Genomic DNA, 23,593 nt, shown 5'->3' on the forward strand with positions numbered 1-23,593 from the left:
GCCGGCCGGTGTCCCCGTGTCGACCCACAGTTCAGGAGCTCAGGCCCGATGCGGCTCATCCAGATCACCGATTGCCATCTGCACGCCGACCCCGAGGCCCGCTCGCGGATGGGGGTGCCGTTTCGTCAGTTGCAGCGCGTGCTCGATCGGGCGAGGGCGCTGCGCCCCGATCTGCTGCTGGTGACCGGCGACATCAGCCAGGACGAGACACCGGCCTCCTACCGCCACGCGGCACGCGCCTTCTCGGCCATGGAGTGCCCGTGGTTCTGGTTCCCCGGCAATCACGACCGGCCGCAGTACATGAACGAGGAGCGCGAGATTCTAGACGAGGTCGATCTCGGCGACTGGCGGCTGGTGATGCTCGACTCTCGGCTCAGCGGTCAGGCCCACGGCGAAATCGGCAAGGCCCAGTTGCAGGAACTCGCCCTCAAGCTCGAGGAGGACGAGCGACCGGTGCTGCTGGCGCTGCACCATCCGCCGATCGAGCTCGGTTCCACCTGGCTGGATGCCATCGGTCTCGCCGACCGCGAGGCGTTCTGGCAGACCCTGGCGGCCTACGGCCAGGTACGCGCGATCCTCTTCGGTCACGCCCATCAGGCCTACACGGCCCGGCACGCCTCAGCCCACGGCGACATCGCCATCTACGGGTGCCCGGCCACCGCGGATCAGTTTCTCGGCGGTTCGCCGACCTTCGCCATCGACGAGGCATCGCGTCCCGGCCTGCGGGTGGTCGATCTGGAAGAGGGGGCCCTGTCGACCTGGGTCGAGCGGGTGGATCTCTGATTTTTATGCCATTAGGCGATTAAAGGATATTTCTTAATTCTTTGACGTTATCATGGCTCTCTCGGTAACGTAGCCTCAATCCACGTTCCAGGCCGGTGGTCTTTTCGATTCGAGCGATGCTGCCTCGTCGTCCGCGGCCGACCCGGCCATGTCTGGAACATCACTGGTCATGAGAGGTTGCAAGCCGAGATGCTTTCTCCCGAGCGACAGACCCACCTGAAACAGCTCGAAGCCGAGTCGATCCACATCATCCGCGAGGTGGCCGCCGAGTTCCGCAATCCGGTGATGCTCTACTCCATCGGCAAGGACTCCTCGGTGATGCTGCACCTGGCGCGCAAGGCCTTCTACCCCGGCACGCCGCCGTTCCCGCTGATGCACGTCAACACCACCTGGAAGTTCAAGGAGATGATCGAGTTCCGCGATCGCATGGCGGACGAGGTGGGGATGGAGCTGATCGAGCACGTCAACGAGGAGGGCCGCGCCGCCGGCATCAACCCCTTCGACCACGGCAGTGCCAAGTACACCGACATCATGAAGACCCAGTCGCTGAAGATGGCGCTGGACAAGTACGGCTTCGACGCCGCCTTCGGCGGGGCGCGCCGCGACGAGGAAGCCTCGCGCGCCAAGGAGCGGGTCTACTCGTTCCGCGACAAGTACCACCGCTGGGATCCCAAGAATCAGCGTCCCGAGCTGTGGAACCTGTACAACGGCAAGGTCAACAAGGGCGAATCGATCCGCGTCTTCCCGCTCTCCAACTGGACCGAGCTGGACATCTGGCAGTACATCTACCTCGAATCGATCCCCATCGTGCCGCTGTACTACGCCGCGCCGCGCCCGGTGGTCGAGCGCGACGGCATGCAGATCATGGTCGACGACGAGCGGCTGCCGCTGGAAGCGGGCGAGGTCCCCGAGGAGAAGTGGGTGCGCTTTCGCACCCTGGGCTGCTACCCGCTGACCGGCGCGGTGGAGTCCAAGGCCGCCACGCTGCCCGAGATCATCCAGGAGATGCTGCTCACCCGGACCAGCGAACGCTCCGGGCGGGCCATCGACCACGATCAGGCGGGCAGCATGGAGCGGAAAAAACGAGAAGGCTATTTCTGAGGCCCGAAGCGCCTTAGTAAGGCGGAAGAGGGAAGTCGGAAGAGAGAAGGTCGGATGGATTTCGAGCAACTGGATGTCTGGAAGCGTTCGGCCCGGCTATCGGCGGAGTTATACCGTCATTTCGCCGACTCTCGAGACTTTGGTTTCAAAGACCAGATCACCCGTTCGGGCTTGTCTGTGCCCAGCAACATCGCCGAGGGCATGGTCAGGCCTACCGTCAAGGATCGAATAAGGTTTCTTCATGTCGCCAAGGGCTCCTGTGCCGAGCTGAGGACACAGGTCTACATCGGCATGGAGATCGGCTATATCGAACGAGAGAAAGGGCGTCAATGGGTGAACGAAACCAAGGAAATCGCCGCCATGCTGACCGGTCTCATTCATAAACAGGCCGACTTCGACACAGGCTGATGGGGTGTCTTCCTTCTTCGCTCTTCTCTCTTATTTCTAGGGTTCCGTCATGTCACACCAGTCAACGTTGATCGCCGACAATATCGAGCAGTACCTGCACGAGCACGAGAACAAGGACCTGCTGCGCTTCATCACCTGCGGCAGCGTCGACGACGGCAAGTCGACGCTGATCGGCCGGCTGCTGCACGATTCCAAGATGATCTATGAGGATCAGCTCGCCGCCATCACCCAGGCCTCGAAGACCAGCGGCACCACCGGCGAGAAGGTCGATCTGGCGCTGCTCGTCGACGGCCTGCAGTCCGAGCGCGAGCAGGGCATCACCATCGACGTCGCCTATCGCTACTTCTCCACCGACCGGCGCAAGTTCATCATCGCCGACACCCCGGGGCACGAGCAGTACACCCGCAACATGGCCACCGGCGCCTCCACGGCGAGCCTCGCGGTGATCCTGATCGATGCCCGTCACGGGGTGCAGACGCAGACCCGGCGCCACAGCTTCATCGCCGACCTGCTGGGCATCCAGCACCTGGTGATCGCCGTCAACAAGATGGACCTGGTCGATTACTCCCAGGCCCGCTTCGATGAGATCGTCGCCGACTACCGGGCCTTCGCCGAGAAGCTCGGCGCCCGTGACATCCGCTTCGTGCCGATCTCCGCCCTGGAAGGCGACAACGTCGTCAACAAGAGCGAGGCGATGGCCTGGTACTACCAGGGTGACTACGTCGGCGAGCCGCTGCTCGAACTGCTCGAGACCGTCGAGATCGCCCGCGACAGCAATCTGAGTGACCTGCGACTGCCGGTGCAGTACGTCAACCGCCCCAACCTCGACTTCCGCGGCTACTGCGGCACCCTGGCCGCGGGTGTCCTGCGTCCGGGGCAGGCCGTCAAGGCGCTGCCCTCCGGCAGGACCGCCACGGTCGCGCGCATCGTCACCTACGACGGCGATCTCGATGCCGCCTATCCCGGTCAGGCGATCACCGTCACGCTGGATGACGAGATCGACGTCTCGCGGGGCGACTGGCTGGTCGCCGCCGGCGACGAGGTGCCGCTGTCCAACACCTTCGAGGCCGACATCGTGTGGATGCACGACACGCCGCTGGAGCCCGGCAGGCTCTACGACATGAAGCTCGCCACCCGCGACCTGGCCGGCCAGGTCCGCGGCATCGACTACCAGATCGACGTCAACACCCTCGAGCACCAGAGCGCCGAGCGGCTCGGGCTCAATGCCATCGGCCGCTGCCGGGTGGAACTGACCGCGGCGGTGCCGGTGGACGACTACCGGCAGAGCCCGGGGACCGGGAGCTTCATCGTCATCGACCGGCTGACCAATATCACCGTCGGCGCGGGAATGATCCGCGGGGTCGCCGAGGCGGAGGGCGGTGCCGACCAGCGGGTCGACTGGCAGGCCTTCGAGATCGAGCTCAACGCCCTGATCCGCAAGCACTTCCCGCACTGGGAGGCGAAGGACATCGGCGAGCTGTTCGGCAAGCGCTGACACTGGCGATGCCGATCCCGATCCCGAGACGACGCCCCGCCGATGACTCCGGCGGGGCGTCGTCGTGTCTGGGCAACGAATGCATTTCAAGTGATAATGCTTATCGTTTATAATCCTACGTCGGTAACACGATCCACATAGCAATGCGATCCACACAGCTCGGCGGGGTGGACAACCATGGATACCAATCACGCACTGCGCTGCGCCTTCGAGGAGGCACGCCTGCGGGCGCCGGCGCTGTCTCCGTGTCGACTGGCGGCTCGCCTCGGTGTCAGCGAGGGGGCCCTGCAGGCCGCGCGGCTGGGGCATGGCGTGCGCGGCCTGCGCATGACCCCCTGCGACCTGGTCATGCTGTTGCCGCGTCTGGGGCGGGTCAGTGCCGTCACGCACGGCGAGCACGCCGAACTGGTCAGCCACGATGTCCAGCTGGCGCACAACGGCTATCTGCCGGAGCAGCGTCGGGTCACGCCGGTCCGGCGCCCCGACTTGCTGATGCGCTGGTTCCTGCCCAACTGGTACTGGGCCTGCCTGATCGACGATGACTATGGCGGGGGCGCGATGCACAGCCTGCAGATCTTCGATCGCACCGGGCGCTCGGTGCACCGTCTGGTGATCGCCGACATCGATAACCGGGGCTGGCGGCAACTCGAGGCCGCGACCGACGCTCGGCCCCCGGCCTTCGTGCAGACGATCGACGCCGTGACCGAGACGCCGCCCGACGTCGAGACGCTACGGGCCGAGTGGCGCGGGCTGGGTTCGCGCGAGGATGCCGAGCGTCTGCTGCGGCGCTATCGCTTGAGTCGGCTCACCGCCAATCGCCTGCTGGCGGGGCATGGCGCCGAACGGCTGTCCGTCGATGCCTTCGTCGCTGTCCTCGAGCGTCCGCTGCGGCGTCGTGTCACCCTGGAACTCGAGGGCTGCACCCATGTCCAGAGCGGCTGGATGACGCCCTGGTCGGCCCGGGGCGACCCGTCGCTGGTGCTCGGCGGCGGGCAATTGCGCCTGACCATCGACACCACGGCGTTGAGCGAGGCCTGGTGCGTCACGCGACCGGGCGCGGACGGCCGTCTCGAAACGGGCTTCGAGGCTTTCGATGGGCAGGGGCGTCTGGTCGCCAGCGTGGGTTAAGGGGAGCCGGGGCCGCGTTATGATCTCGCTCAATCCCTCGGCGGGGGTTCTCGGCTACGCTTGTGGCGATGCCTCCAGCGAGGGCCGGCCATGGACGTCGAGCAGTTGTTCGATGCCAGCTATCAACGGGTGCTGTCGGACTCCGCCGGCGGGCAGGATTTCTTCGACGCCTTCTACCGGCGCTTCATCGCCTCGTCCGACGAGGTGGCGGCCAAGTTCCGTCACACCGACATGGCGCGTCAGCAGGCCATGCTCAAGAAGGCCTTCTACCGGCTGCTGAGCTTCTTCGCCTCGAGCGAGACCGATTACTACCTCGAACGCATCGCGGTGGTCCACGACCGCCGGCATCTCGATATCCGCCCGGCGCTGTACGATCTCTGGCTGGAGAGCCTGATCGATACCGTGCGCGCCTTCGACCCGTGCTTCGACGCCGACGTCGAACTGGCCTGGCGCCTGGTGATGGCGCCGGGCATCGTCTTCATGACGTTCCATCACGGGCGCGGGCCGACGACGCCCGGGGCGTGACGCCGGCGTCGCCGCGCTATGGCGACTTGCGGGCCACCAGCACCGCGCGGCGCGGCGCGGGGTAGCCCTCGACGGTGCGCGAGCGATCCACGGGATCGAGAAAGTCGCTCAGCGACTGGAAGGTCATCCACTCGGTGGCGCGCTGTTCGTCGAGGGTGGTGGGGGCCTCGTCGACCACCCGTACGTCCTCGAAACCGCAACGCGACAGCCAGCCGGCGAGCGCCCGGGACGAGGGCAGGAAGTAGACGTTGGGCATCCGCGCGTAGCGCTCCCCGGGGACCAGCACCGTGGTCTCGTCGCCCTCGACCACCAGCGTCTCGAGGACCAGTTCGCCCCCCGGGCGCAGGGCGTCGCGCAGTTGCCACAGATGATCGAAGGGCGAGGCCCGGTGGTAGAGCACGCCCATCGAGAACACCGTGTCGAAGGCGGCCAGGCCCGGTGGCACGTCCTCGATGCCCACCGGCAGGAAGTGCGTGCGCCCGCCATCGGCATCGCCGACGAAGTGGCGGACCGCCTGGAACTGGTAATAGAAGCGCGGCGACGGGTCGATCACCAGCACGAAGGCGGCGCCGGCACCGGCCATGCGCCAGGCGTGATAGCCGTTGCCGCCGCCCACGTCGAGGATCCGCCGGCCGGCCAGTGGCGACAGGTGCGGTGCGACGCGCTGCCACTTCCAGTCGGAGCGCCACTCGGTATCGATGGCGATGCCGGCCAGCCGGTAGGGCCCCTTGCGCCAGGGCATCAGCGCCTTGAGCAGGTTGTGGCTGCGCCGCCGGTCGGCCTCGGAGAGCGTGACATCGACGCTGACCGTGTCGCGCTCCAGGGCGACGTCGCGGGCCGCCGGCAGTTGGGGCAGCTTGGCGACCGCCTTCTCCCAGCCGGGCAGGTCGCCGTGGCGCTTGCGGTCGAGGCCGCGTGCCAGCTGCTCGGGCAGGCGTGCCAGCCAGGTATCCAGGCCCTGCTCGACGAAGGCGTGATAGAGCGCCCGCTGGGCGGGGTCGTGTTCGCTCATGCGCCGGTGCCTCCCGTACGACGCGGCTTGAAGGCGATCATCGCCGCGAAGTTGAGATACTGGAACCAGGTGGTGACGCGCTCGAAACCGGCCCCGGCGAGGCGGGCGTGGTGGGTTTCCAGGGTGTCGGGGCGCAGCACGTTCTCCAGGGCGTTGCGTTTCTGGCTGATCTCCAGCTCGCTGTAACCGTTGGCGCGCTTGAAGTCGTGGTAGCGTTCCACCAGCCAGGCGTTCTCGGCCTCGTCGGCGGCGACGATCTTCTCCGAGAGGATCAGCACGCCGCCCGGTTCCAGGGTGGCGTACAGCCGTTCGAGCAGGCCGTCGCGTTCGCCGGGGTCGAGGAACTGCAGCGTGAAGTTGAGCACGATCAGGCTCGCCGGCCGGTAGTCGACATGGCGGATGTCGCCTTCGACGATCTCGATGCGGTGATCGGGGCACTCCGCGGCGACGATCTCGCGGGCGCGCCCGACCATGGCCGGCGACAGGTCGACGCCGGTCAGCGTGAAAGCGTCCGGCGGCAGACGGCCGGCCAGCGCCAGACCCACCGCGCCCAGCGAACAGCCCAGGTCGTAGACGTGGCCACCGTGGCGCAGGTGGCGCTCGGCGATCACGCCCAGCATGCCCAGGATCTGGCCGTAACCGGGGATCGAGCGGCGCACCATGTCGGGAAAGCAGGCCACCACCTGCTCGTCGAAGGAGAAGGACGCGACCCGGTCGAGGGGTGTCGTAAAGATCGCGTCACGGTAAGATGCATCACTCATGGGCATTCGTTGCTGATGTAGGAATGACGAACGTCACGGCAGCAGGGCAGGGCGTGGCCGCCGCGTCGAGGGGGCGAGCGCTCGCCAAGACCGCGAGCCACCCGGCCGTTTTCGGACAGCGCGTAGTGTACGCATCGCCCGCCCGGCATGCACCCGCCCCATGGGACCCTGGCGCGGCACGGCCGTGAGTTCGCCATTGTACCGTTCAAGGAGGAACCGATGACCACTACCGCCACGACGATCGATCAGCACCCGGCCTGGCTGGCGCTTCGCGAGCATGCCGGGGTGATGCGCGACGTGCATCTCACGGAGCTGTTTCGCGAGTCCGAGCGGCGCTACCCGGACTTCAGCCGGCGCGCGGTCGGGCTGATGCTCGACCTGTCCAAGCAGCGCTGGCGCGGCGAGACCCTCGACAAGCTGCTCGACCTGGCGCGGGCCGCCGGGGTGCCCGAGGCGATCGGCCGCCTGCTCGCCGGCGAGCGCGTCAACCTCAGCGAGGATCGCCCGGCGCTGCACACCGCGCTGCGTCTGCCGGCCGACGCCCGCCTCGAGGTCGACGGCGAGGACGTGGTGCCGGCGGTGCATGCCACCCTGGCCAGGATGGCGAGGATCGTCGAGCAGTGCCACGCCGGGCAATGGCGCGGCGCCACCGGCAAGGCGGTCACCGACGTGGTCAACCTCGGCGTCGGTGGCTCGGACCTGGGGCCGCTGATGGTCTCCCACGCGCTGGCCGACTACCGCCCGCGCGACATCCATCCCGTCGAGGTGCATTTCGCCTCGACCATGGATGGCTCGCAGCTCGCCGACTACCTGACCCGCTTCAACCCGGAGACGACGCTGTTCGTGCTGTCGTCGAAGTCGTTCACCACCATCGACACGCTGTCCAACGCGCGCACCGCCCGCGACTGGCTGCTGAGTCACCTGGTCAACGGCGACGGCGATCGCGACCTGGTGATGCGCCAGCACTTCATCGGCGTCTCGGCGAGTCCCGAGAAGATGAGCGAATGGGGCATCGCCGAGAACAACCAGCTGGAATTCTGGGAGTGGGTCGGCGGCCGCTATTCGTTGTGGGGCGCCATCGGTCTGCCGATCGCCCTGGCCGTGGGCATGGACAACTTCCACGAGCTGCTCGCCGGCGCCCACGCGATGGATCGCCACTTCGCCAGCGCCGAGCTCGCCGACAACCTGCCGGTGCTGCTTGCCCTGGCGGGAATCTGGAACAACAACTTCCTCGACATCCGCGCCCACTCGATCCTGCCCTACGACGGTCGTCTGGAGTTCTTCGCCAGCTATCTCGAACAGCTGGAGATGGAGTCCAACGGCAAGTCGGTGACCAACAGTGGCGAACTCACCCGCTATTCGACTTGCCCGGTGCTCTGGGGCCAGCTCGGACCCAACGCCCAGCACGCCTTCTACCAGTTGCTGCACCAGGGCACCCAGGCGGTGGAGTGCGACTTCATCGCGCCCATGCGCCGCTACGACCGGGTCGAGGACGAGGCGACCCGTCAGCATCTCAAGAACCAGCATCGCCTGACCCTGGCCAACTGCTTCGCCCAGTCGCGGGTGCTGATGCTCGGCGACGAAGCGATCGATGACGACGGCCCGCGTCCCAGCCACAAGCGCTATCGCGGCAACCAGCCCTCGACCACCGTGTTGCTCGACCGCCTGACACCGCGCACCCTGGGTTCGCTGGTTGCGCTCTACGAGCACAAGGTGTTCGTCCAGGCGACCATCTGGGACATCAATCCCTTCGACCAGTGGGGGGTCGAGCTGGGCAAGAAGATCGCCACCCAGACCGAGGGCATTCTCGCCTCCCACGAAGGGCTCGAAGCGCTGGATGGCTCCAGCCGGGGCCTGATCGAGGCGGTCTGGCAGGCCGAGGAACGGACTTGATGCTGTTTATTCATCCAGGTTTTGCGGTATGCTGAGTGACGGCCTGCGCAGCGAGCCGGCCAGTGGCGTGCTGTACCTGCACGGCTTCAACAGCGGTAGCGACTCGCCCAAGGCACGGCTGATGCGTGCCGCCTGCCGGCGGATCGGCCCCGGCGACGCGCCCCTGCCGTGCCGGACGCCGCAGCTCTCGCACCGGCCCGGGGCGGCGCTGGCGAGTGCCGAGGACGCCCTCGCCGAGCTGGGCGACGCCCCCCTGCTGGTGGGCAGTTCGCTGGGCGGATTCTGGGCCAGCGTGCTGGCCGAACGGCACGACCTGCCAGCGGTGCTGATCAACCCGGCGGTGGCGCCGGCACGGCTGGTCGACGCCTGGCTGGGCCAGGATTTCGTCAACCCGTACAGCGGCGAGCGTTTCACCATCGAGGCCGAGCACCGCGATGCCCTGACGGCGCTGGTGCCCGAACGGCTCACGCCGGCACGCTATCTGCTGCTGCTGGGCACCGCCGACGAGACGCTCGATTGCCGCGACGCCTTCCGCGCCTACCGGGGGTGTCGCACGCTGATCGAGCCGGGCGGCGATCACGGCTTCAGCCAGCTGGCGACGTATCTGCCGGCGGTGCTGGCTCACGGCGGGCTCACCTTCGCCGGACTGGCGCAGGAGGGTGCCGCCGGGCCCTGAGCGACGACTATCAGCCATTTCTCCGGATAACGCATGACGCAATACAGTGCCTCTTCGATCGAGGTCCTCTCGGGCCTCGAGCCGGTGCGCAAGCGCCCCGGCATGTACACCGACACCACGCGGCCCAACCACCTGGCGCAGGAGGTCATCGACAACAGCGTCGACGAGGCGCTGGCCGGCTACGCCGGGGAGATCCGCGTCCGGCTGCTCGACGACGGCGGCATCGAGGTCAGCGACGACGGCCGCGGCATGCCCATCGACATCCATCCCGAGCACGGCCTGTCGGGGGTCGAGCTGATCCTCACCAAGCTCCACGCCGGGGGCAAGTTCTCGCAGTCCAGCTACCGCTTCTCGGGCGGGCTGCACGGCGTCGGCGTCTCGGTGGTCAATGCGCTCTCCGAGCGGCTCGAGGTCGAGGTCTGCCGCGACGGCAACCGGCATGCCATCGCCTTCGCCAAGGGCGAGAAGGTCGAGGAGCTCAGCGTGATCGGCAGTTGCGCCAAGCGCGCCACCGGCACGGTGGTGCGCTTCTGGCCCGAACTCGCCTATTTCGACTCACCCAGGCTGTCGCTGCCGCGGCTCAAGCACCTGTTGCGCGCCAAGGCGGTACTCTGCCCGGGGCTCAAGGTGGTGTTGAGCGAAGCCGACGGCACCCAGAGCGAATGGCAGTACGAGGACGGCCTGCGCGACTACCTGGCGCAGACCAACGACGGCTTCGAGGTGTTGCCGGATTCGCCCTTCGTGGGGCACTTCGCCGACGACGAACAGGGCGTCGACTGGGCGATCCAGTGGCTGCCGGAGGGCGGCGAGCCGCTGATGGAGTCCTACGTCAACCTGATTCCCACGCCGCTCGGCGGCACCCACGTCAATGGCCTGCGCTCGGGGCTGCTCGAGGCGTTGCGCGAGTTCTGCGACTACCGCAGCCTGCTGCCGCGCGGCGTCAAGCTGACCCCGGACGACCTCTGGGAGCGGGTCTCCTTCGTGCTCTCGGTGAAGATGCTCGACCCGCAGTTCGCCGGTCAGACCAAGGAGCGGTTGTCGTCGCGCACCGTCGCCGGTTTCGTCTCCGGGGTGGTCAAGGACGCCTTCTCGCTGTGGCTCAACCACCACGTCGACCAGGCCGAGGCGCTCGCCGAACTGGTGATCAGCGCCGCCCAGCGCCGCCAGAAGAGCGCCAAGAAGGTCGCCCGCAAGAAGGTCACCGCCGGTCCGGCGCTGCCCGGCAAGCTGGCCGACTGCTCGGGACAGGACCCGGCGACCAGCGAGCTGTTCCTGGTCGAGGGCGACAGTGCCGGCGGCAGCGCCAAGCAGGCCCGGCACCGGGAGACCCAGGCGATCCTGCCGCTGCGCGGCAAGATCCTCAACACCTGGGAGGTGGATTCCCACGACATCTACAACTCCCAGGAGGTCCACGACATCGCCGTGGCCATCGGCGCCGATCCGGGCAGCGGCGACCTGACCAAGCTGCGTTACCACAAGATCTGCATCCTCGCCGACGCCGACTCCGACGGCCTGCACATCGCCACCCTGCTGTGCGCGCTGTTCGTGCGCCATTTCCCGGCGCTGGTCGATGCGGGGCACGTCTATGTGGCGATGCCGCCGCTCTACCGCATCGATCTCGGCAAGGAGGTGCACTACGCCCTCGACGAGAGCGAGAAGGCGGCGATCCTCAAGCGCCTGGAGGGCAAGCGCGGCACGCCGAACGTGCAGCGCTTCAAGGGCCTCGGCGAGATGAGCCCGCTGCAGCTGCGCGAGACCACCATGGCCGCCGATACCCGGCGGCTGGTGCAACTGACCCGCGCCGACGGCGACGGCACCAGCGAGATGCTCGACATGCTGCTGGCCAAGAAGCGTGCCGGCGATCGCAAGGGGTGGCTGGAGGATTACGGCAATCTGGCCGATATCGAGGTGTAAGAGGGAAGAGAGAATAAGGAAGAGGGAAGAGGGAAGAGGCAAGCCAGGATAGTGGTTCCTCTTCCCTCTTCAAGGCGCGTAGCGCCGTACTTCCTTCTTATAGCGGCGTAGCCGCGCTTCACTCAGGCGCGCAGCGCCGCTCTTCGCTCTTCTGACGATTTTTTCCATGCAGGCAGACAGGGCCCCGCACCCATGACCATGGATATCCATGTGGAGGAAGGCGACGTCGAACGCCTTTCCCTGAAGGAATACACCGAGAAGGCGTACCTCGACTATTCGATGTACGTGATTCTCGATCGGGCGTTGCCGCACGTCGGCGACGGCATGAAGCCGGTCCAGCGGCGCATCATCTACGCCATGCGCGAGCTGTCGCTGACCGCCAACGCCAAGTACAAGAAGTCGGCGCGCACCGTCGGCGACGTGCTGGGCAAGTTCCACCCGCACGGCGACAGCGCCTGTTACGAGGCGATGGTGCTGATGGCCCAGCCGTTCAGCTATCGCTATCCGCTGGTCGACGGCCAGGGCAACTGGGGCAGCCCCGACGATCCCAAGTCGTTCGCGGCGATGCGCTACACCGAGGCGCGGCTGTCGAAGTTCTCCGAGGTGCTGCTCGGCGAGCTCGGCCAGGGCACCGTCGACTGGATGCCCAACTTCGATGGCACCATGAACGAGCCGGCGGTGCTGCCGGCGCGATTGCCGCACGTGCTGCTCAACGGCGCCACCGGCATCGCGGTGGGCATGGCCACCGACATTCCGCCGCACAACGTCCACGAGGTGGTCGAGGCGACCTGTCATCTGCTGCGTCATCCCGAGGCCACGGTGGGCGATCTCGTCGCCCACGTGCCGGCGCCGGACTTTCCCACCGAGGCGGAGATCATTTCCCCGCGGGCCGATCTCGCCAAGCTCTACGAGAGCGGTCGCGGTTCGGTGAAGCTGCGCGCCCGCTACAGTCTGGAAGAGGGCAATGTGGTGATCACCGCGTTGCCCTATCAGGTCAGCGGGGCCAAGGTGCTCGAGCAGATCGCCGACCAGATGCAGAAGAAGAAGCTGCCCATGGTCAGCGATCTGCGCGACGAGTCGACCCACGAGACGCCCACGCGGCTGGTGATCGAGCCGCGTTCCAACCGCGTCGACATCGAGTCGCTGATGGCGCACCTGTTCGCCACCACCGACCTCGAGAAGAACGTCCGCGTCAATCTCAACGTCATCGGTCTCGACGGCCGCCCGCGGGTGCTGTCGCTGGCCGAGATGCTCGGCGAGTGGCTGCGCTATCGGCGCGCCACGGTGCGCCGGCGGCTCGAGCACCGGCTGGGCAAGGTCGAGGATCGCCTGCATATCCTCGAGGGCCTGCTCGCCGCCTACCTCAACATCGACGAGGTGATTCGCATCATCCGCGAGGAGGACGAGCCCAAGCCGGCGCTGATCAGCGCCTTCGGCCTCTCCGACCGCCAGGCCGAGGCGATCCTCGAGCTGCGCCTGCGTCACCTGGCCCGCCTCGAGGAGATGAAGATTCGCGGCGAGCAGGACGAACTGCAGGCCGAGCGTGAGCGCCTCAAGGAACTGCTCGGCAACGACGCCGCGCTCACCGACCTGATCGAGAAGGAGCTGCGCGACGCCGAGCGCGAATACGGCGATCCGCGCCGTTCGCCGCTGGTCGAGCGCGAGGAGGCCCGCGCGCTTTCCGAGGTCGAGCTGATGGGCGCCGATCCGGTCACGGTGGTGCTCTCCGAGAAGGGCTGGATCCGCGCCGCCAAGGGCCACGAGATCGATCCCGCCGGGCTCGCGTTCAAGGCCGGCGATCGTTTTCACCTGGCGGCGCGGGGCAAGACCAACCAGCCGCTGGTGCTGCTCGACGACAGCGGGCGCGCCTACACCCTGGCGGCGCACAACCTGCCCAGCGCGCGCAGCCAGGGCGAGCCGATCACCGGACGCATCAACCCCGCCGCGGGCGCCCACATGACCGGGCTGATGCTGGCGCCGCCCGAGACGCGCTACCTGCTCGCCTCGGACGGCGGCTACGGGTTCGTGGCGCGGCTCGACGACCTGATCGGCAAGAACAAGGCCGGCAAGGCGGTGCTCAGCGTGCCCAAGGGCTGCAATGTCCTGGCGCCGCGGCGTCTGCCCGAGGCGATCGAGGCGGTACGCGTCGCGGTGGTCTCCAACGAAGGGCGGCTGCTGGTGTTCGACCTCGAGCGGCTGCCCGCGATGGCCAAGGGCAAGGGCAACAAGATGCTCGACATCCCCGGCGCCCGCGCGGCCAACCGCGAGGAGTTCGTCCGCGACCTGGTGCTGCTGGGCGAGAGCGACGCGCTGGTGGTGCACGCCGGCAAGCGCAAACTGACCCTCAAGGCCGATGATCTGGCGTATTATGGCGGCGAGCGCGGTCGTCGCGGCAGCAAGCTGCCGCGGGGCTTCCAGAAGGTCGATCGGCTCGAGACGGAAGAGGGAAGATGAGAAGCGGTAAGATGGCGCGCCGCGCCGCCTTCTTCATTCGAGAGGCACTATGACACAACGCATTCTGATCCGCGCCACCGGCAGCGCGCATCCCGGCCAGCTCGCCGGCCTGGGCCGGGCGATGGCCCGCTGCGGCGCCCGGCTGCTGGACATCAACCAGAGCGTGACCTTCGGCATCGTGTCGCTGGAAGCGCTGGTGGCGCTCGACCACGAGGCCGAGTACGAGGCGTTGCTGGCCGAGGCCGGCGATACCCTGGGGCTCGACATTCAGGCAATCCAGGTGGGCGCCGAGGAGTACCAGCGCTGGAGCCTCGCGGCCGGCCGACCGCGGCTGATCCTGACGCTGCTGGCGCCGCGCCTGCCGGCGGGGATCCTCGCCGAGGTCGGTTCGCTGACCGCCGAGCACGGCCTGACCGTCGAGCTGATCCACCGCCTGTCGGGGCGTGAGCCTCTGGACGGCGAGGCCCCGGCGCACGGCGCCTGCGTGGAGTGCTGGCTGCGCGGCGAAGAGGTCGATCTCGAGGCCCTGCGCGAACGGGCGCTGGCGCTGGGCGCGATGCACGGCGTCGACATCGCCATTCAGGAAGATTCGATCTGGCGGCGTCATCGCCGGCTGATCTGCTTCGACATGGATTCGACACTGATCCAGGCCGAGGTGATCGACGAGCTGGCGCGCCGCCACGGCGTCTACGATGAGGTCGCCGCGGTCACCGAACGTGCCATGCGCGGCGAGCTGGACTTCCAGCAGAGCTTTCGCGAGCGCATGGCCAAGCTCGAGGGGCTCGACGAAGCGGTGCTGGCCGAGATCGCCGAGACCCTGCCGCTGATGGACGGGCTCGAACGACTCATGGGGCACCTGAAGCGGCTGGGCTATCGCACCGCGATCCTGTCCGGCGGCTTCACCTATTTCGCCCGCCATCTTCAGGAACGCCTGGGCTTCGACGAGATCCATGCCAACGAGCTGGTGATCGAGAACGGTCGGGTCACCGGCGAGGTGCGCGAGCCGATCGTCGACGCCGATCGCAAGGCGGCGCTGCTCGCCGAGATCGCCGAACGCGAGGGGTTGCGTCTCGAGCAGACCATTGCCGTGGGCGATGGCGCCAACGATCTCAAGATGCTGGCGACCGCCGGGCTGGGTATCGCCTTTCGCGCCAAGCCGCTGGTGCGTCAGCGCGCGCGCCAGTCGATCTCGACGCTGGGGCTGGACGCCGTGCTGTACCTGATCGGCTACCGACAGAGCGATCTGGAGGCCTGACAGCCTCCTTTCGTCATTACGATAAATTGCGGACGACCGTCACAGGGAAGCGACCGTCGCCACGTGGGACCCGGGGAAACGCGCCACCATGGAGACATTGACCGATACGCCGACGCAGGTCGTCGATCACCCTCGCGAGATCGCCGAACTGCTCGATGCCCTGAGCCAGCCGGGCGAGGTATCGCTGGCTTTCGAGGAGCAGGCCTCGGCGCCGCACTCGGTGTTGCTGGTCGAGATCCGGGAAGACGATTGTCTGGTGCTCGACGTCACCGCGACACCCGAGATAGCCGGCGGCCTCGCCGCCGGGCGGGCCTTCCGGATCAGCGGTCGGGCGCAGGGCGCCATGGTCGCGACGCCGGCGATGACGGCCACCCCCGTGGAGGGAGTGCCCGGACGCTTGCGTTTCCAGTGCCCCTATCCCGAGCAGCTCGATGCCTGGCATCGCCGGCATGCCTTCCGCGCCGAACTCAAGGCGGGCATGCACGTGCCGGTGGAGATGGACATCGATCTCGCCAGCGGGCAGCGCACCGTGCACGGCGAACTGGTCAATCTCTCGCTCGGCGGTTGTCTGCTGCAGATGCCCATGGCGGAGGCGGTGCACCTCGCCCAGGGCCAGTTGCTCAACCGGGTCGAGGCGATCTTCCCCAGCGGCCAGCGCCTGGCGTCGCGGGGCGAGGTGCGTCACGTCAAGGCCGACGACCAGTGGCAGCGGGCGCTGGTGGGTTTCGCCTTCGACGAGGCCACGCCGCGTCTCGAGCGCCTGGTGTGGTACCTGGTCAAGGAGATCGAGCGCGAGGGCGCGCGGGATGTCAACGACGGCAAGAGTCTGGCGCCGTCGCCACTCTTCCAGGCCCAGGCGGATGCGCCGGCTGCCCCGACCGAGCGCGCCTCGCGGCCCCGCTATGCGACGCCCATGGCGCGCCGCCTGGTCAAGGTGGCCGATTTCCTCAACGCCCAGGTGCTGCTGCTCAAGCAGGGGCGATCCATCGACAGCGCACTGCTGTCGCGGTCCAGCGATTTCCTGCTGGGCCTGCTCGAGCAGGATCGTGAAGCGCTGCTGTTCGCCACGACCTGCCTCCACCACGAGCCGGTGGTGGTGCAGCACTGCATCGCCGTGGCCGTGCGTCTGGCCGACCTGGTGAGCCGCCGCGAGGCGCCCCGTGAGCTGCTCAAGGCGGTTCTCGCCGCCGGATTGGTGCACGATCTGGGCAAGGTGCTGCTGCCCGACGAGCTGCTGGCGAGCCCGGCGTTCGACGCCGATCAGCATCGCCGCATGGCGAGCCATGTCGAGCTGATCCGCGAACGCCTGCGCGAGTGTCGCTGGCTGGCGCCGGATGTCCTCAAGAGCGTGGTCGGCGACATCAACGAACGCCTCGACGGCAGTGGCTATCCGCAGGGCAAGCGCGGCGACGAGCTGGCGACGCTGTCCCGCGCCGCGGCGGTGATCGATGCCATGGACGCCATGACCCGTGCGCGGCCCGACCGGGCCGCCTGGACCATCGAGGCGACCTATCGCCACCTGTTGACGCACGGCGCCGCCTACGACGGCCAGTGGGTGCAACGCGTCATCCGTCATTTCGGCGTGCAGCCGATCGGCAGCCTGCTGGCCTATTCCAGTGGCGCCGTGGCCTGGGTCCACCGTCTCGACGAGCGGGGCCAGCCGGCGCTTTTGCATGTGGTGCGCAACCAGTACAGCCTCGACAAGCGTATCGACCGGTGGGCCCAGGGGCGCGATATCGACCAGTTGGGACGCATCGAGCAGCTACTCGACCCATCCAGCGAGGCGCTCACGCCGAGCTGACCGCCGTCGGTTTCCGGCGCAGGTCGCCGGGCCGGGCGCCGAATTCGCGCTTGAAGGCCGTGGCGAAGTTGGCGGCGCTGCTGTAGCCGGCCAGGATGGCCGCGGCCTCGACGCTGACGCCCTCGTTGCGCAGCGCCGCCAGGCCCGTTTCGAGGCGTCGTCGGCGCAGGAAGCGCCCCAGCGATTCGCCGTAACAGGCCCGGAAGCGCCGCTGCAGACTGCTCAGGCTCATGCCCACATGTCGTGCCACGTCCTCCTGGCTCAGCCGATGGACCTCGCCGCTGTCGACCAGCGCCATCAGGCGCTGCAGGCGTCGGTCCGGCGGGCGGCGCTCCTCTCCGGCAATGCAACCCCCGTGTTCCGCTTTCTCCGCTTGCTCGCTCAGCGTGGTGAACGCCTCGCCGGCCATGGCCAGGGCGAAGCCGCTCAACTGCAGGTGGTGGGCCGGGTCCGGCGCGACAGTCAGTCGTGCGTCGAACAGCCGTGTGGCGAGCCGCTGCAATCCCGGTGACGGCGACCAGCGGGTCACCCGTACCCGCCGGTCCGTCGCCAACGGGTAGCCGTGGCGTGACAGCCAGTCCGGCGCAAGGCTGAGGATCAGGGTGCGTTCGTGGCCGCCGGCACGCCCCTGGCGGACGAAAGGGGTGGCTTCGGGCAGGCTGACCAGGGCGCCGGTGCTCGGCGCCGAGGGCCCCAGGGCCAGCGTCTGACCGCCATAGCTCACGCGGGCCTCGCCGTCGATGACCAGGGCGATCTTGACCCCCGCAGGCAGTTCGGCACGGGTGACCATGTCGTAACGGTCCTCGACATCGGCCAGGCGCAGGCGCAGGCCCGGCTGGAGGTCGGCGAACCGCATGGCCCCCCGGAGCAGGGGGGAGTGGCTGTCCCAGCCGGGTGCCTCGACGACCTGTCGCCTGACCAGTGACGTCGAGAGCCGGCGCAATTCCCGGGCGCCGATCCCGCGTTCTTCCGAGCCCCGATCGGCTCGTGTCCTTCCCACCCCCGTCATCGTGAAACGTTCCTTTCGATTCGAGTCAGTCCGGCGAATCGCCGTCTTTGCAAAGTGATCCGCTGTCTGCGCAAAGGCGAGTGATGCGGTGGGGTGGAATAATGCTGTGTCTTCATCTCAGTTGCAATGGATTCTCATTGTCGCTGCTGGGCAAGGCAGAGCGACAGAAACGACACAGCAGGGGAACCGAACCATGTCGACACACACGCGCAGGACGTATCGGGCGGTGACCGCCGCCGGGGGGCTGGTCACCGTTCTGGCGGCAAGCCAGGCGGCGCTGGCCGAGGACGGCGATGCCTCGGCGAGGCTGGATACCATCACGGTCGAGGGCAACCGTCTCTACCAGATGCTGCCCTCCGAGGTGACCGGCGGATACACCGTCGATGCCGCCACCGTGGGCACCAAGACGCCGGCTTCGCTGCGTGACATCCCGCAGTCCGTCAGTGTCATTACCCGAGACGCCATCGAGGATCAGAATTTCACCACCCTCGACGAACTGGGACGTCGCACGCCGGGCATGCGTGTGCTCAGCAACGACAACGGCCGCTCGTCGATCTATGCCCGCGGTTACGAGTACGACGAGTCCAACATCGACGGTCTGCCCGCGCCGATGACCAGCATCAACGGCTCGGTACCGTCGCTGGCCCCCTTCGACCGGGTGGAGGTCATGCGTGGCCCGTCGGGGCTGTTCAACAGCACCAGCGAGATGGGCGGCATCGTCAATCTGGTGCGCAAGCGTCCCACCCGCGAGTTCCAGGGCCACGTCACCGGCGGTGTCGGCAGTATCGGCCAGCGCCACCTGCAGACCGATCTGTCGGGGCCGGTCGATGCCGAGGGGCGCATTCGCGGCCGACTGGTCGTCGACCATGCCGAGCACCCGCAGTTCGTCGATCGCAACGACGACGACCAGAACGACATCTATGCGGCACTGGATATCGATCTCGACGCGGCGACCACCCTGGGCCTGGGCTTCTTCCGCAACACCAAGGACATCGTCGTCAACAACGGCCAGCCGGTGGATAGCGACGGTGACCTGCTGTACGGCCGCCGTTCGGCCTTCTACGGAGCCGACTGGAACGACTTCGAGAGTCAGTCCAACGACTGGATCGCCGAGCTGACGCACCGTTTCGCCAATGGCGGTTACGGCCGGCTCGCGGCGCGCTACTCGGACCGCAACGCGACCTACAACTATGCCTTCGGCGGCAGTGCCCTGAACGACGCCGGCGCCCTGTCGGTGGCCGGCATCGGCAGTCGCGTGGACCAGCAGGCGCTGTCCCTGGACGCCAGCTACAGCCAGCCGTTCTCGGCCTTCGGCAACGTCAGCGAGTTCGTCGTCGGCAGCGACTACAAGCGTTACGAGACGGAGATCGAGTCGGGCCGCTCGCGCGGCTTGACCGCCGGCCCGGTGACCCTCGACGGGCTCAACGATCTCGCCCATGTCGATGTCCTGGCCAGCGCGCGGGCCAGCGGCCGGGGCTATAGCCATGATGAAACCACGCTCGAGGAGACCGGCGTCTATTCCAAGTTGACGCTGCGTCCCTGGCAATCGCTGGCCCTGATTGCCGGGGGGCGGGTGAGCCACTATGACCTCGACTATGCGGACAGGGCAGCCGACGACCGTCAGGATCGCAGCGACGACGCGTTCACGCCCTACGCCGGGCTGGTCTATGACCTCGATGCCCGCCACTCCCTGTACGCCAGCTATTCGCAGGTCTTCAAGCCGCAGACCGGCCATGATGCCGATGGCGACCTGCTCGAGCCGCGCGAAGGCGAGCAGTACGAAGTGGGCATCAAGGGCAGTTATTTCGGCGGTGATCTCAATGGCCGACTCAGTGCCTTCCGGCTCTACGACGAGAACCGCGCCGCGTCGCCCGACGACCCCGGTGCCAGTTACTCGGTGGCTACGGGCAAGATGCGCATTCAGGGGGCCGAGTTCGAGGTCACCGGTAGCCTGACCGAGCAGTGGGACCTCATCGCCGGCTACACCTATCTCGACACCGAGGTTCAGACGGCTTCCACGGCGCGTGACGACGGCGTCTTTCTGCTGATGCCGAACCACATCGTCAACCTCTGGACCCAGTACGGCTTCGTGGGCGGCGCGCTGGACGGCTTGCACGTCGGTGGCGGGGTGACCGCGATGAGCGACTTCAGCTCCAGCAACGGTGTCGAGGCGCCGGGCTATGCCGTCGTCGATGCCATGCTCGGCTACGACTTCACGTCGCATGTCAGCGGCCAGTTGAATGTCAACAACCTCCTCGATCGCGAGTACTACAACCGCGTGGGGGGCGTGAACACCTTCAACATGGTCGGCGCGCCAGCCAACGTCGTCGCCTCGCTGCGCTACGACTTCTGAACCTTCGCTGGCACCGCCCGTTTCCCGGCCACTCGGGCATCTCGCCGAGGGCCGGGTCGAGCCAGACCAGCGGCAATTTCTGCCGGTCCTTGTGGCCTGGCTGCCTCTTCACGCCAGCCGGCTGTGCGCGGGCTCGCTGCTGGCGCGAGTCTACGGAGCCAGGGCTCGCGTCGCGCAGGGGCTTCAGGGCGAGTTGCAGATCGCCATCGATGATGTACTGGACGCCAGGGAGGGAATGCGATGAGCCACCCGCCGGTGACGCTTGCCAATACGCAGGTATGGGAACGGCGCGCGGCTGCCAACGGCATCCGCTACCGGGTCAGCCTGTGGGTGCCTCCCGGCGAACCGCCGGCAGGGGGCTGGCCGGTGATCTATGTCCTCGACGCCAATGCGCTGTTCGCGACCTTCGTCGAGGCGCTACGGCGTGGCAGCTACCGACCGCAGGCGACGGGCATCGAGACCGCCGCCGTGGTGGGCATCGCCCATGCAGGGCGCGCGCTCTACGTGCCCGAACGCCGCTACCGCGACTACACCTTCGGCCCATCGGCGCTGGCGCCGGCATCGCGCACCGTCGGTGGGGGCGAGGCGTTTTTGGCCTTCCTCGTCGACGAACTGATACCCGAGCTACACGAGGCATGGGCATTGAACGGCTCGCGACGGATGCTGTTCGGTCACTCGCTGGCCGGTTACTTCACGCTGCATGCGCTGATGGCCCGGCCCGAGGCATTCCGGACCTATGCCGCGATCAGCCCCTCGATCTGGTGGGACGAGGCCGGCCTGCGCGCGCGGATGCCGGGGATGGCGGGGCACGCGGCGCGCGTCTTCATGGCCGTCGGCGAATGGGAGGGCGAGGGGGCGCCCGGTGAGCGCCGCGAGCCCGGGCACTCGAGGACCCTGCAGCGCCGCCGCGAGCGTCGCATGGTCGAGCGGGCGCAGACGTTGGCGCGGGACCTGGAAACACTGCTGGGGGAGCAACGGGTGGCGTTCCGGAACTTCCCCGAAGAGGATCACGCCTCGGTGCTGATGGTCGCCATCCCGCGCACGCTGCGCTTCGTGATGGCCGCCGACGGCGTCGACGATCCTGCCCATCGATCGGCTCGCCGAGGCGGGCGCCAATGAGCCACACTGGTGAGGCAAGGATGCCTTCACCGGCCGAGCGACAGGAGATGACGCATGATTCAGCCGTACCTGCCGAATCGCCCCCGTGGCTTCATGCCGCCTTACGTGCTGGAGCGGCTGTCGACGCGGGGCGGGGCGCGTCTGCAACGCTGCGCCCGCGAGACGCTGATCGACGACCAGACCTTCCGGGCGGCACGGGTGCCTCGCGACGCTGCCGCCGACGCGGCGCTGCGCGAGCCCTCGCGGCCCGGCGAACCGGCGCGTTTCATCCACTCCGCCGGGCATGCGCGCACGCTGCCCGGTACCCTGGTCCTCAGCGAGGGCGAGGAAAACGCCACCGGCGACCCCGCCGTCGGCGAGGCCTACCGCTGGCTGGGGGCGACCTACCGCTTCTTCTGGGAGGTCTTCGAACGCCACTCGATCGATGGCCGGGGCATGCCGCTGATCGGCAGCGTGCATTTCGGTCGGGATTACGACAATGCCTTCTGGAACGGTAGCCAGATGGTGTTCGGCGATGGCGATGGCGAACTGTTCCGGCGCTTCACCGTGTCGCTCGACGTGGTGGCCCACGAACTCGCCCATGGCGTGACCGAGCGCGAGGCGGGGTTGATCTATGCCGATCAGTCCGGGGCGCTCAACGAATCGCTCTCCGACGTCTTCGGCGCGCTCACCAAGCAATACCAGTGGGGCCAGACGGTCGAGCGGGCCGACTGGCTGGTGGGGGCGGAACTGCTGACCGAGCGCGTCCAGGGCCGGGCGCTGCGCTCCATGGCCGAGCCCGGCACGGCCTTCGACGATCCGGTCCTGGGCCGCGACCCGCAACCGGGGCACATGCGCGACTTCGTCGAGACCCGCGAGGACAACGGCGGCGTGCACATCAACTCGGGGATCCCCAATCGCGCCTTTCATCGCGCGGCGATGGCGATCGGCGGCTACGCCTGGCGTCGCGCCGGGCTGATCTGGTACGACACCCTGCGCGATCACCGCCTGAGTCGCGACATCGATTTCGCCGGCTTTGCGGCGTTGACGCTGGACAATGCCGACCGCCGTTACGGACGCGGCAGCCAGGAGGAGGTCGCGGTTCGCGAGGCCTGGCAGGCGGTGGGGGTGATGTCGTGACGGCCTGCCGGCCGCCGCTCGAGCCGGGCAGCGTGGTGGTGATCCGCCGCGAGGGCGGGGTGGCCCGCTTCCCCGGGCTGGCCGCCCCGCGGCGCCTGCGCTGCGACGACCTGAGTGCGGCGCAGCGCGAACGGCTGGCGAGCCTGTTGGCGGGGCTTGTCGAGACGCCGGCGGCCCCCGCCGGCGCCGACCGCCAGTGCTATCACCTGGCGATCGAGAGGCCGGACGAGGGCAGCCCGGACGGCGACGGACAGACGATCTGGCGCCTGGTGCTGGACGAGACGCAGACGCCCGAGGCGCTGATCGGGCTGTGGCGCCACGGCGTCCTGCCCGAGGAATTCCGGCGGCAGACGGGCGACGACTGACCTACAGTGGAAACGTGGAGCGCCGCCATTCCCCCGACCATCGAGGTAGCCATGACCTATACCCCCGAACTGCTCGAGGAGCTCAATATCCTCTGCCTGTTCAATCTCGACACCACCCAGGAGGGCATCAAGGTGCACTCGTCGGCGGAGCCCGCCAAGGTGGCGGCCACCCGCCGGCTGCACGAACGGGGCCTGCTGACCCAGGCCGATGGAGGCTATCTGACCGGACTGGGGCGCGATGCCGCCCAGCATGCCCAGGGCCTGCTGACGATCCTCGACAATCCCGTGGCGACGACCGGGTGACGGGAGCCCGCGCGGTTGACAAGGGCCGCGGGAATTGGTTTCTTGGAGACATGACTACTGGCTATCTCTCGCTATCGCTACGACTACTACGCGGCGTTCTCTGAAACGCCGCGCACGGG

At 67.8% G+C, this 23,593-nt stretch carries 20 protein-coding genes; 17 read left to right on the top strand and 3 right to left on the bottom strand.

Annotated elements, in window-relative coordinates; genetic code table 11:
• Nucleotides 1–48 precede the first annotated feature (48 nt).
• From KGR00_RS04005 to KGR00_RS04030, 6 genes are all read left to right on the top strand, one after another.
• Nucleotides 49–783: a metallophosphoesterase gene (locus KGR00_RS04005; protein ID WP_129142038.1), complete on the top strand. Its 735-nt coding sequence runs from the start codon at nucleotides 49–51 to the stop codon at nucleotides 781–783.
• A gap of 189 nt (nucleotides 784–972) precedes the next feature.
• Nucleotides 973–1,884: a sulfate adenylyltransferase subunit CysD gene (gene cysD, locus KGR00_RS04010; RefSeq protein WP_129142037.1), complete on the top strand. Its 912-nt coding sequence runs from the start codon at nucleotides 973–975 to the stop codon at nucleotides 1,882–1,884.
• Nucleotides 1,885–1,938: 54 nt separating this feature from the next.
• Nucleotides 1,939–2,292 carry a four helix bundle protein gene (locus KGR00_RS04015; RefSeq protein ID WP_224417575.1) on the top strand — a complete coding sequence of 118 codons (354 nt, stop codon included), beginning with the start codon at nucleotides 1,939–1,941 and terminating at the stop codon, nucleotides 2,290–2,292.
• A gap of 49 nt (nucleotides 2,293–2,341) precedes the next feature.
• The gene (gene cysN / locus KGR00_RS04020; RefSeq protein ID WP_224417574.1) at nucleotides 2,342–3,787 is read left to right on the top strand and encodes a sulfate adenylyltransferase subunit CysN; all 1,446 of its coding nucleotides are present in this window, start codon (nucleotides 2,342–2,344) and stop codon (nucleotides 3,785–3,787) included.
• 177 nt (nucleotides 3,788–3,964) lie between these two features.
• Nucleotides 3,965–4,915, top strand: coding sequence for a ChuX/HutX family heme-like substrate-binding protein (locus KGR00_RS04025; protein WP_224417573.1), 951 nt, complete (start codon nucleotides 3,965–3,967; stop codon nucleotides 4,913–4,915).
• Nucleotides 4,916–5,005: 90 nt separating this feature from the next.
• Nucleotides 5,006–5,440 carry a globin gene (locus KGR00_RS04030; RefSeq protein ID WP_129138306.1) on the top strand — a complete coding sequence of 145 codons (435 nt, stop codon included), beginning with the start codon at nucleotides 5,006–5,008 and terminating at the stop codon, nucleotides 5,438–5,440.
• Nucleotides 5,441–5,456: 16 nt separating this feature from the next.
• On the opposite strand, the gene cmoB is transcribed toward KGR00_RS04030, so the two are convergent.
• Together cmoB and cmoA are read right to left on the bottom strand one after the other, a co-directional pair.
• Nucleotides 5,457–6,452, bottom strand: a complete 996-nt coding sequence (gene cmoB / locus KGR00_RS04035) for a tRNA 5-methoxyuridine(34)/uridine 5-oxyacetic acid(34) synthase CmoB (RefSeq protein WP_129138305.1) — start codon at nucleotides 6,450–6,452, stop codon at nucleotides 5,457–5,459.
• On the bottom strand, nucleotides 6,449–7,213 hold the full coding sequence (cmoA, locus tag KGR00_RS04040; protein ID WP_129138304.1) for a carboxy-S-adenosyl-L-methionine synthase CmoA: 765 nt from the start codon (nucleotides 7,211–7,213) through the stop codon (nucleotides 6,449–6,451). Before cmoA ends, cmoB begins: the two co-directional genes overlap by 4 nt.
• A gap of 219 nt (nucleotides 7,214–7,432) precedes the next feature.
• Here cmoA and pgi point away from each other — a divergent pair, with 219 nt between their 5' ends.
• From pgi to KGR00_RS04070, 6 genes are all read left to right on the top strand, one after another.
• Nucleotides 7,433–9,106, top strand: a complete 1,674-nt coding sequence (gene pgi, locus KGR00_RS04045) for a glucose-6-phosphate isomerase (RefSeq protein ID WP_224417572.1) — start codon at nucleotides 7,433–7,435, stop codon at nucleotides 9,104–9,106.
• 28 nt (nucleotides 9,107–9,134) lie between these two features.
• Complete coding sequence (locus tag KGR00_RS04050; RefSeq protein ID WP_224417571.1) at nucleotides 9,135–9,782, top strand: YqiA/YcfP family alpha/beta fold hydrolase; 648 nt, start codon at nucleotides 9,135–9,137, stop codon at nucleotides 9,780–9,782.
• A gap of 33 nt (nucleotides 9,783–9,815) precedes the next feature.
• Nucleotides 9,816–11,696, top strand: a complete 1,881-nt coding sequence (parE, locus tag KGR00_RS04055; protein ID WP_224417570.1) for a DNA topoisomerase IV subunit B — start codon at nucleotides 9,816–9,818, stop codon at nucleotides 11,694–11,696.
• A gap of 192 nt (nucleotides 11,697–11,888) precedes the next feature.
• Nucleotides 11,889–14,150, top strand: coding sequence for a DNA topoisomerase IV subunit A (parC, locus tag KGR00_RS04060; RefSeq protein WP_224417569.1), 2,262 nt, complete (start codon nucleotides 11,889–11,891; stop codon nucleotides 14,148–14,150).
• A gap of 49 nt (nucleotides 14,151–14,199) precedes the next feature.
• Complete coding sequence (serB, locus tag KGR00_RS04065) at nucleotides 14,200–15,405, top strand: phosphoserine phosphatase SerB (protein ID WP_129141128.1); 1,206 nt, start codon at nucleotides 14,200–14,202, stop codon at nucleotides 15,403–15,405.
• Nucleotides 15,406–15,493: 88 nt separating this feature from the next.
• On the top strand, nucleotides 15,494–17,206 hold the full coding sequence (locus KGR00_RS04070; RefSeq protein ID WP_224417568.1) for an HD domain-containing phosphohydrolase: 1,713 nt from the start codon (nucleotides 15,494–15,496) through the stop codon (nucleotides 17,204–17,206).
• Here KGR00_RS04070 and KGR00_RS04075 read toward each other — a convergent pair.
• Entirely contained in the window at nucleotides 17,193–18,215 is a 1,023-nt protein-coding gene (locus tag KGR00_RS04075; RefSeq protein ID WP_224417567.1) for an AraC family transcriptional regulator, read from the bottom strand. The two genes, KGR00_RS04070 and KGR00_RS04075, sit on opposite strands and share 14 nt — an antisense overlap.
• Nucleotides 18,216–18,408: 193 nt before the next feature.
• On the opposite strand from KGR00_RS04075, the gene KGR00_RS04080 reads away from it, so the two are divergent.
• The 5 genes from KGR00_RS04080 (at nucleotide 18,409) to KGR00_RS04100 (ending at nucleotide 23,474) form a co-directional block, all read left to right on the top strand.
• Nucleotides 18,409–20,568 carry a TonB-dependent siderophore receptor gene (locus KGR00_RS04080; protein ID WP_224417566.1) on the top strand — a complete coding sequence of 720 codons (2,160 nt, stop codon included), beginning with the start codon at nucleotides 18,409–18,411 and terminating at the stop codon, nucleotides 20,566–20,568.
• A 240-nt stretch (nucleotides 20,569–20,808) separates the two neighbouring features.
• Entirely contained in the window at nucleotides 20,809–21,687 is an 879-nt protein-coding gene (locus KGR00_RS04085; protein ID WP_224417565.1) for an alpha/beta hydrolase-fold protein, read from the top strand.
• A 54-nt stretch (nucleotides 21,688–21,741) separates the two neighbouring features.
• The gene (locus tag KGR00_RS04090; RefSeq protein WP_224417564.1) at nucleotides 21,742–22,806 is read left to right on the top strand and encodes a M4 family metallopeptidase; all 1,065 of its coding nucleotides are present in this window, start codon (nucleotides 21,742–21,744) and stop codon (nucleotides 22,804–22,806) included.
• Nucleotides 22,803–23,171, top strand: a complete 369-nt coding sequence (locus KGR00_RS04095; RefSeq protein ID WP_224417563.1) for a protealysin inhibitor emfourin — start codon at nucleotides 22,803–22,805, stop codon at nucleotides 23,169–23,171. The genes KGR00_RS04090 and KGR00_RS04095 overlap by 4 nt, the downstream gene beginning before the upstream one ends.
• A 51-nt stretch (nucleotides 23,172–23,222) precedes the next feature.
• Nucleotides 23,223–23,474, top strand: coding sequence for a TIGR02647 family protein (locus KGR00_RS04100; RefSeq protein ID WP_129141121.1), 252 nt, complete (start codon nucleotides 23,223–23,225; stop codon nucleotides 23,472–23,474).
• Nucleotides 23,475–23,593: the final 119 nt, after the last annotated feature.

The organism is Modicisalibacter sp. MOD 31.J, from assembly GCF_020147985.1.
GTDB classification, from domain to species: Bacteria; Pseudomonadota; Gammaproteobacteria; order Pseudomonadales; family Halomonadaceae; genus Modicisalibacter; species Modicisalibacter coralii.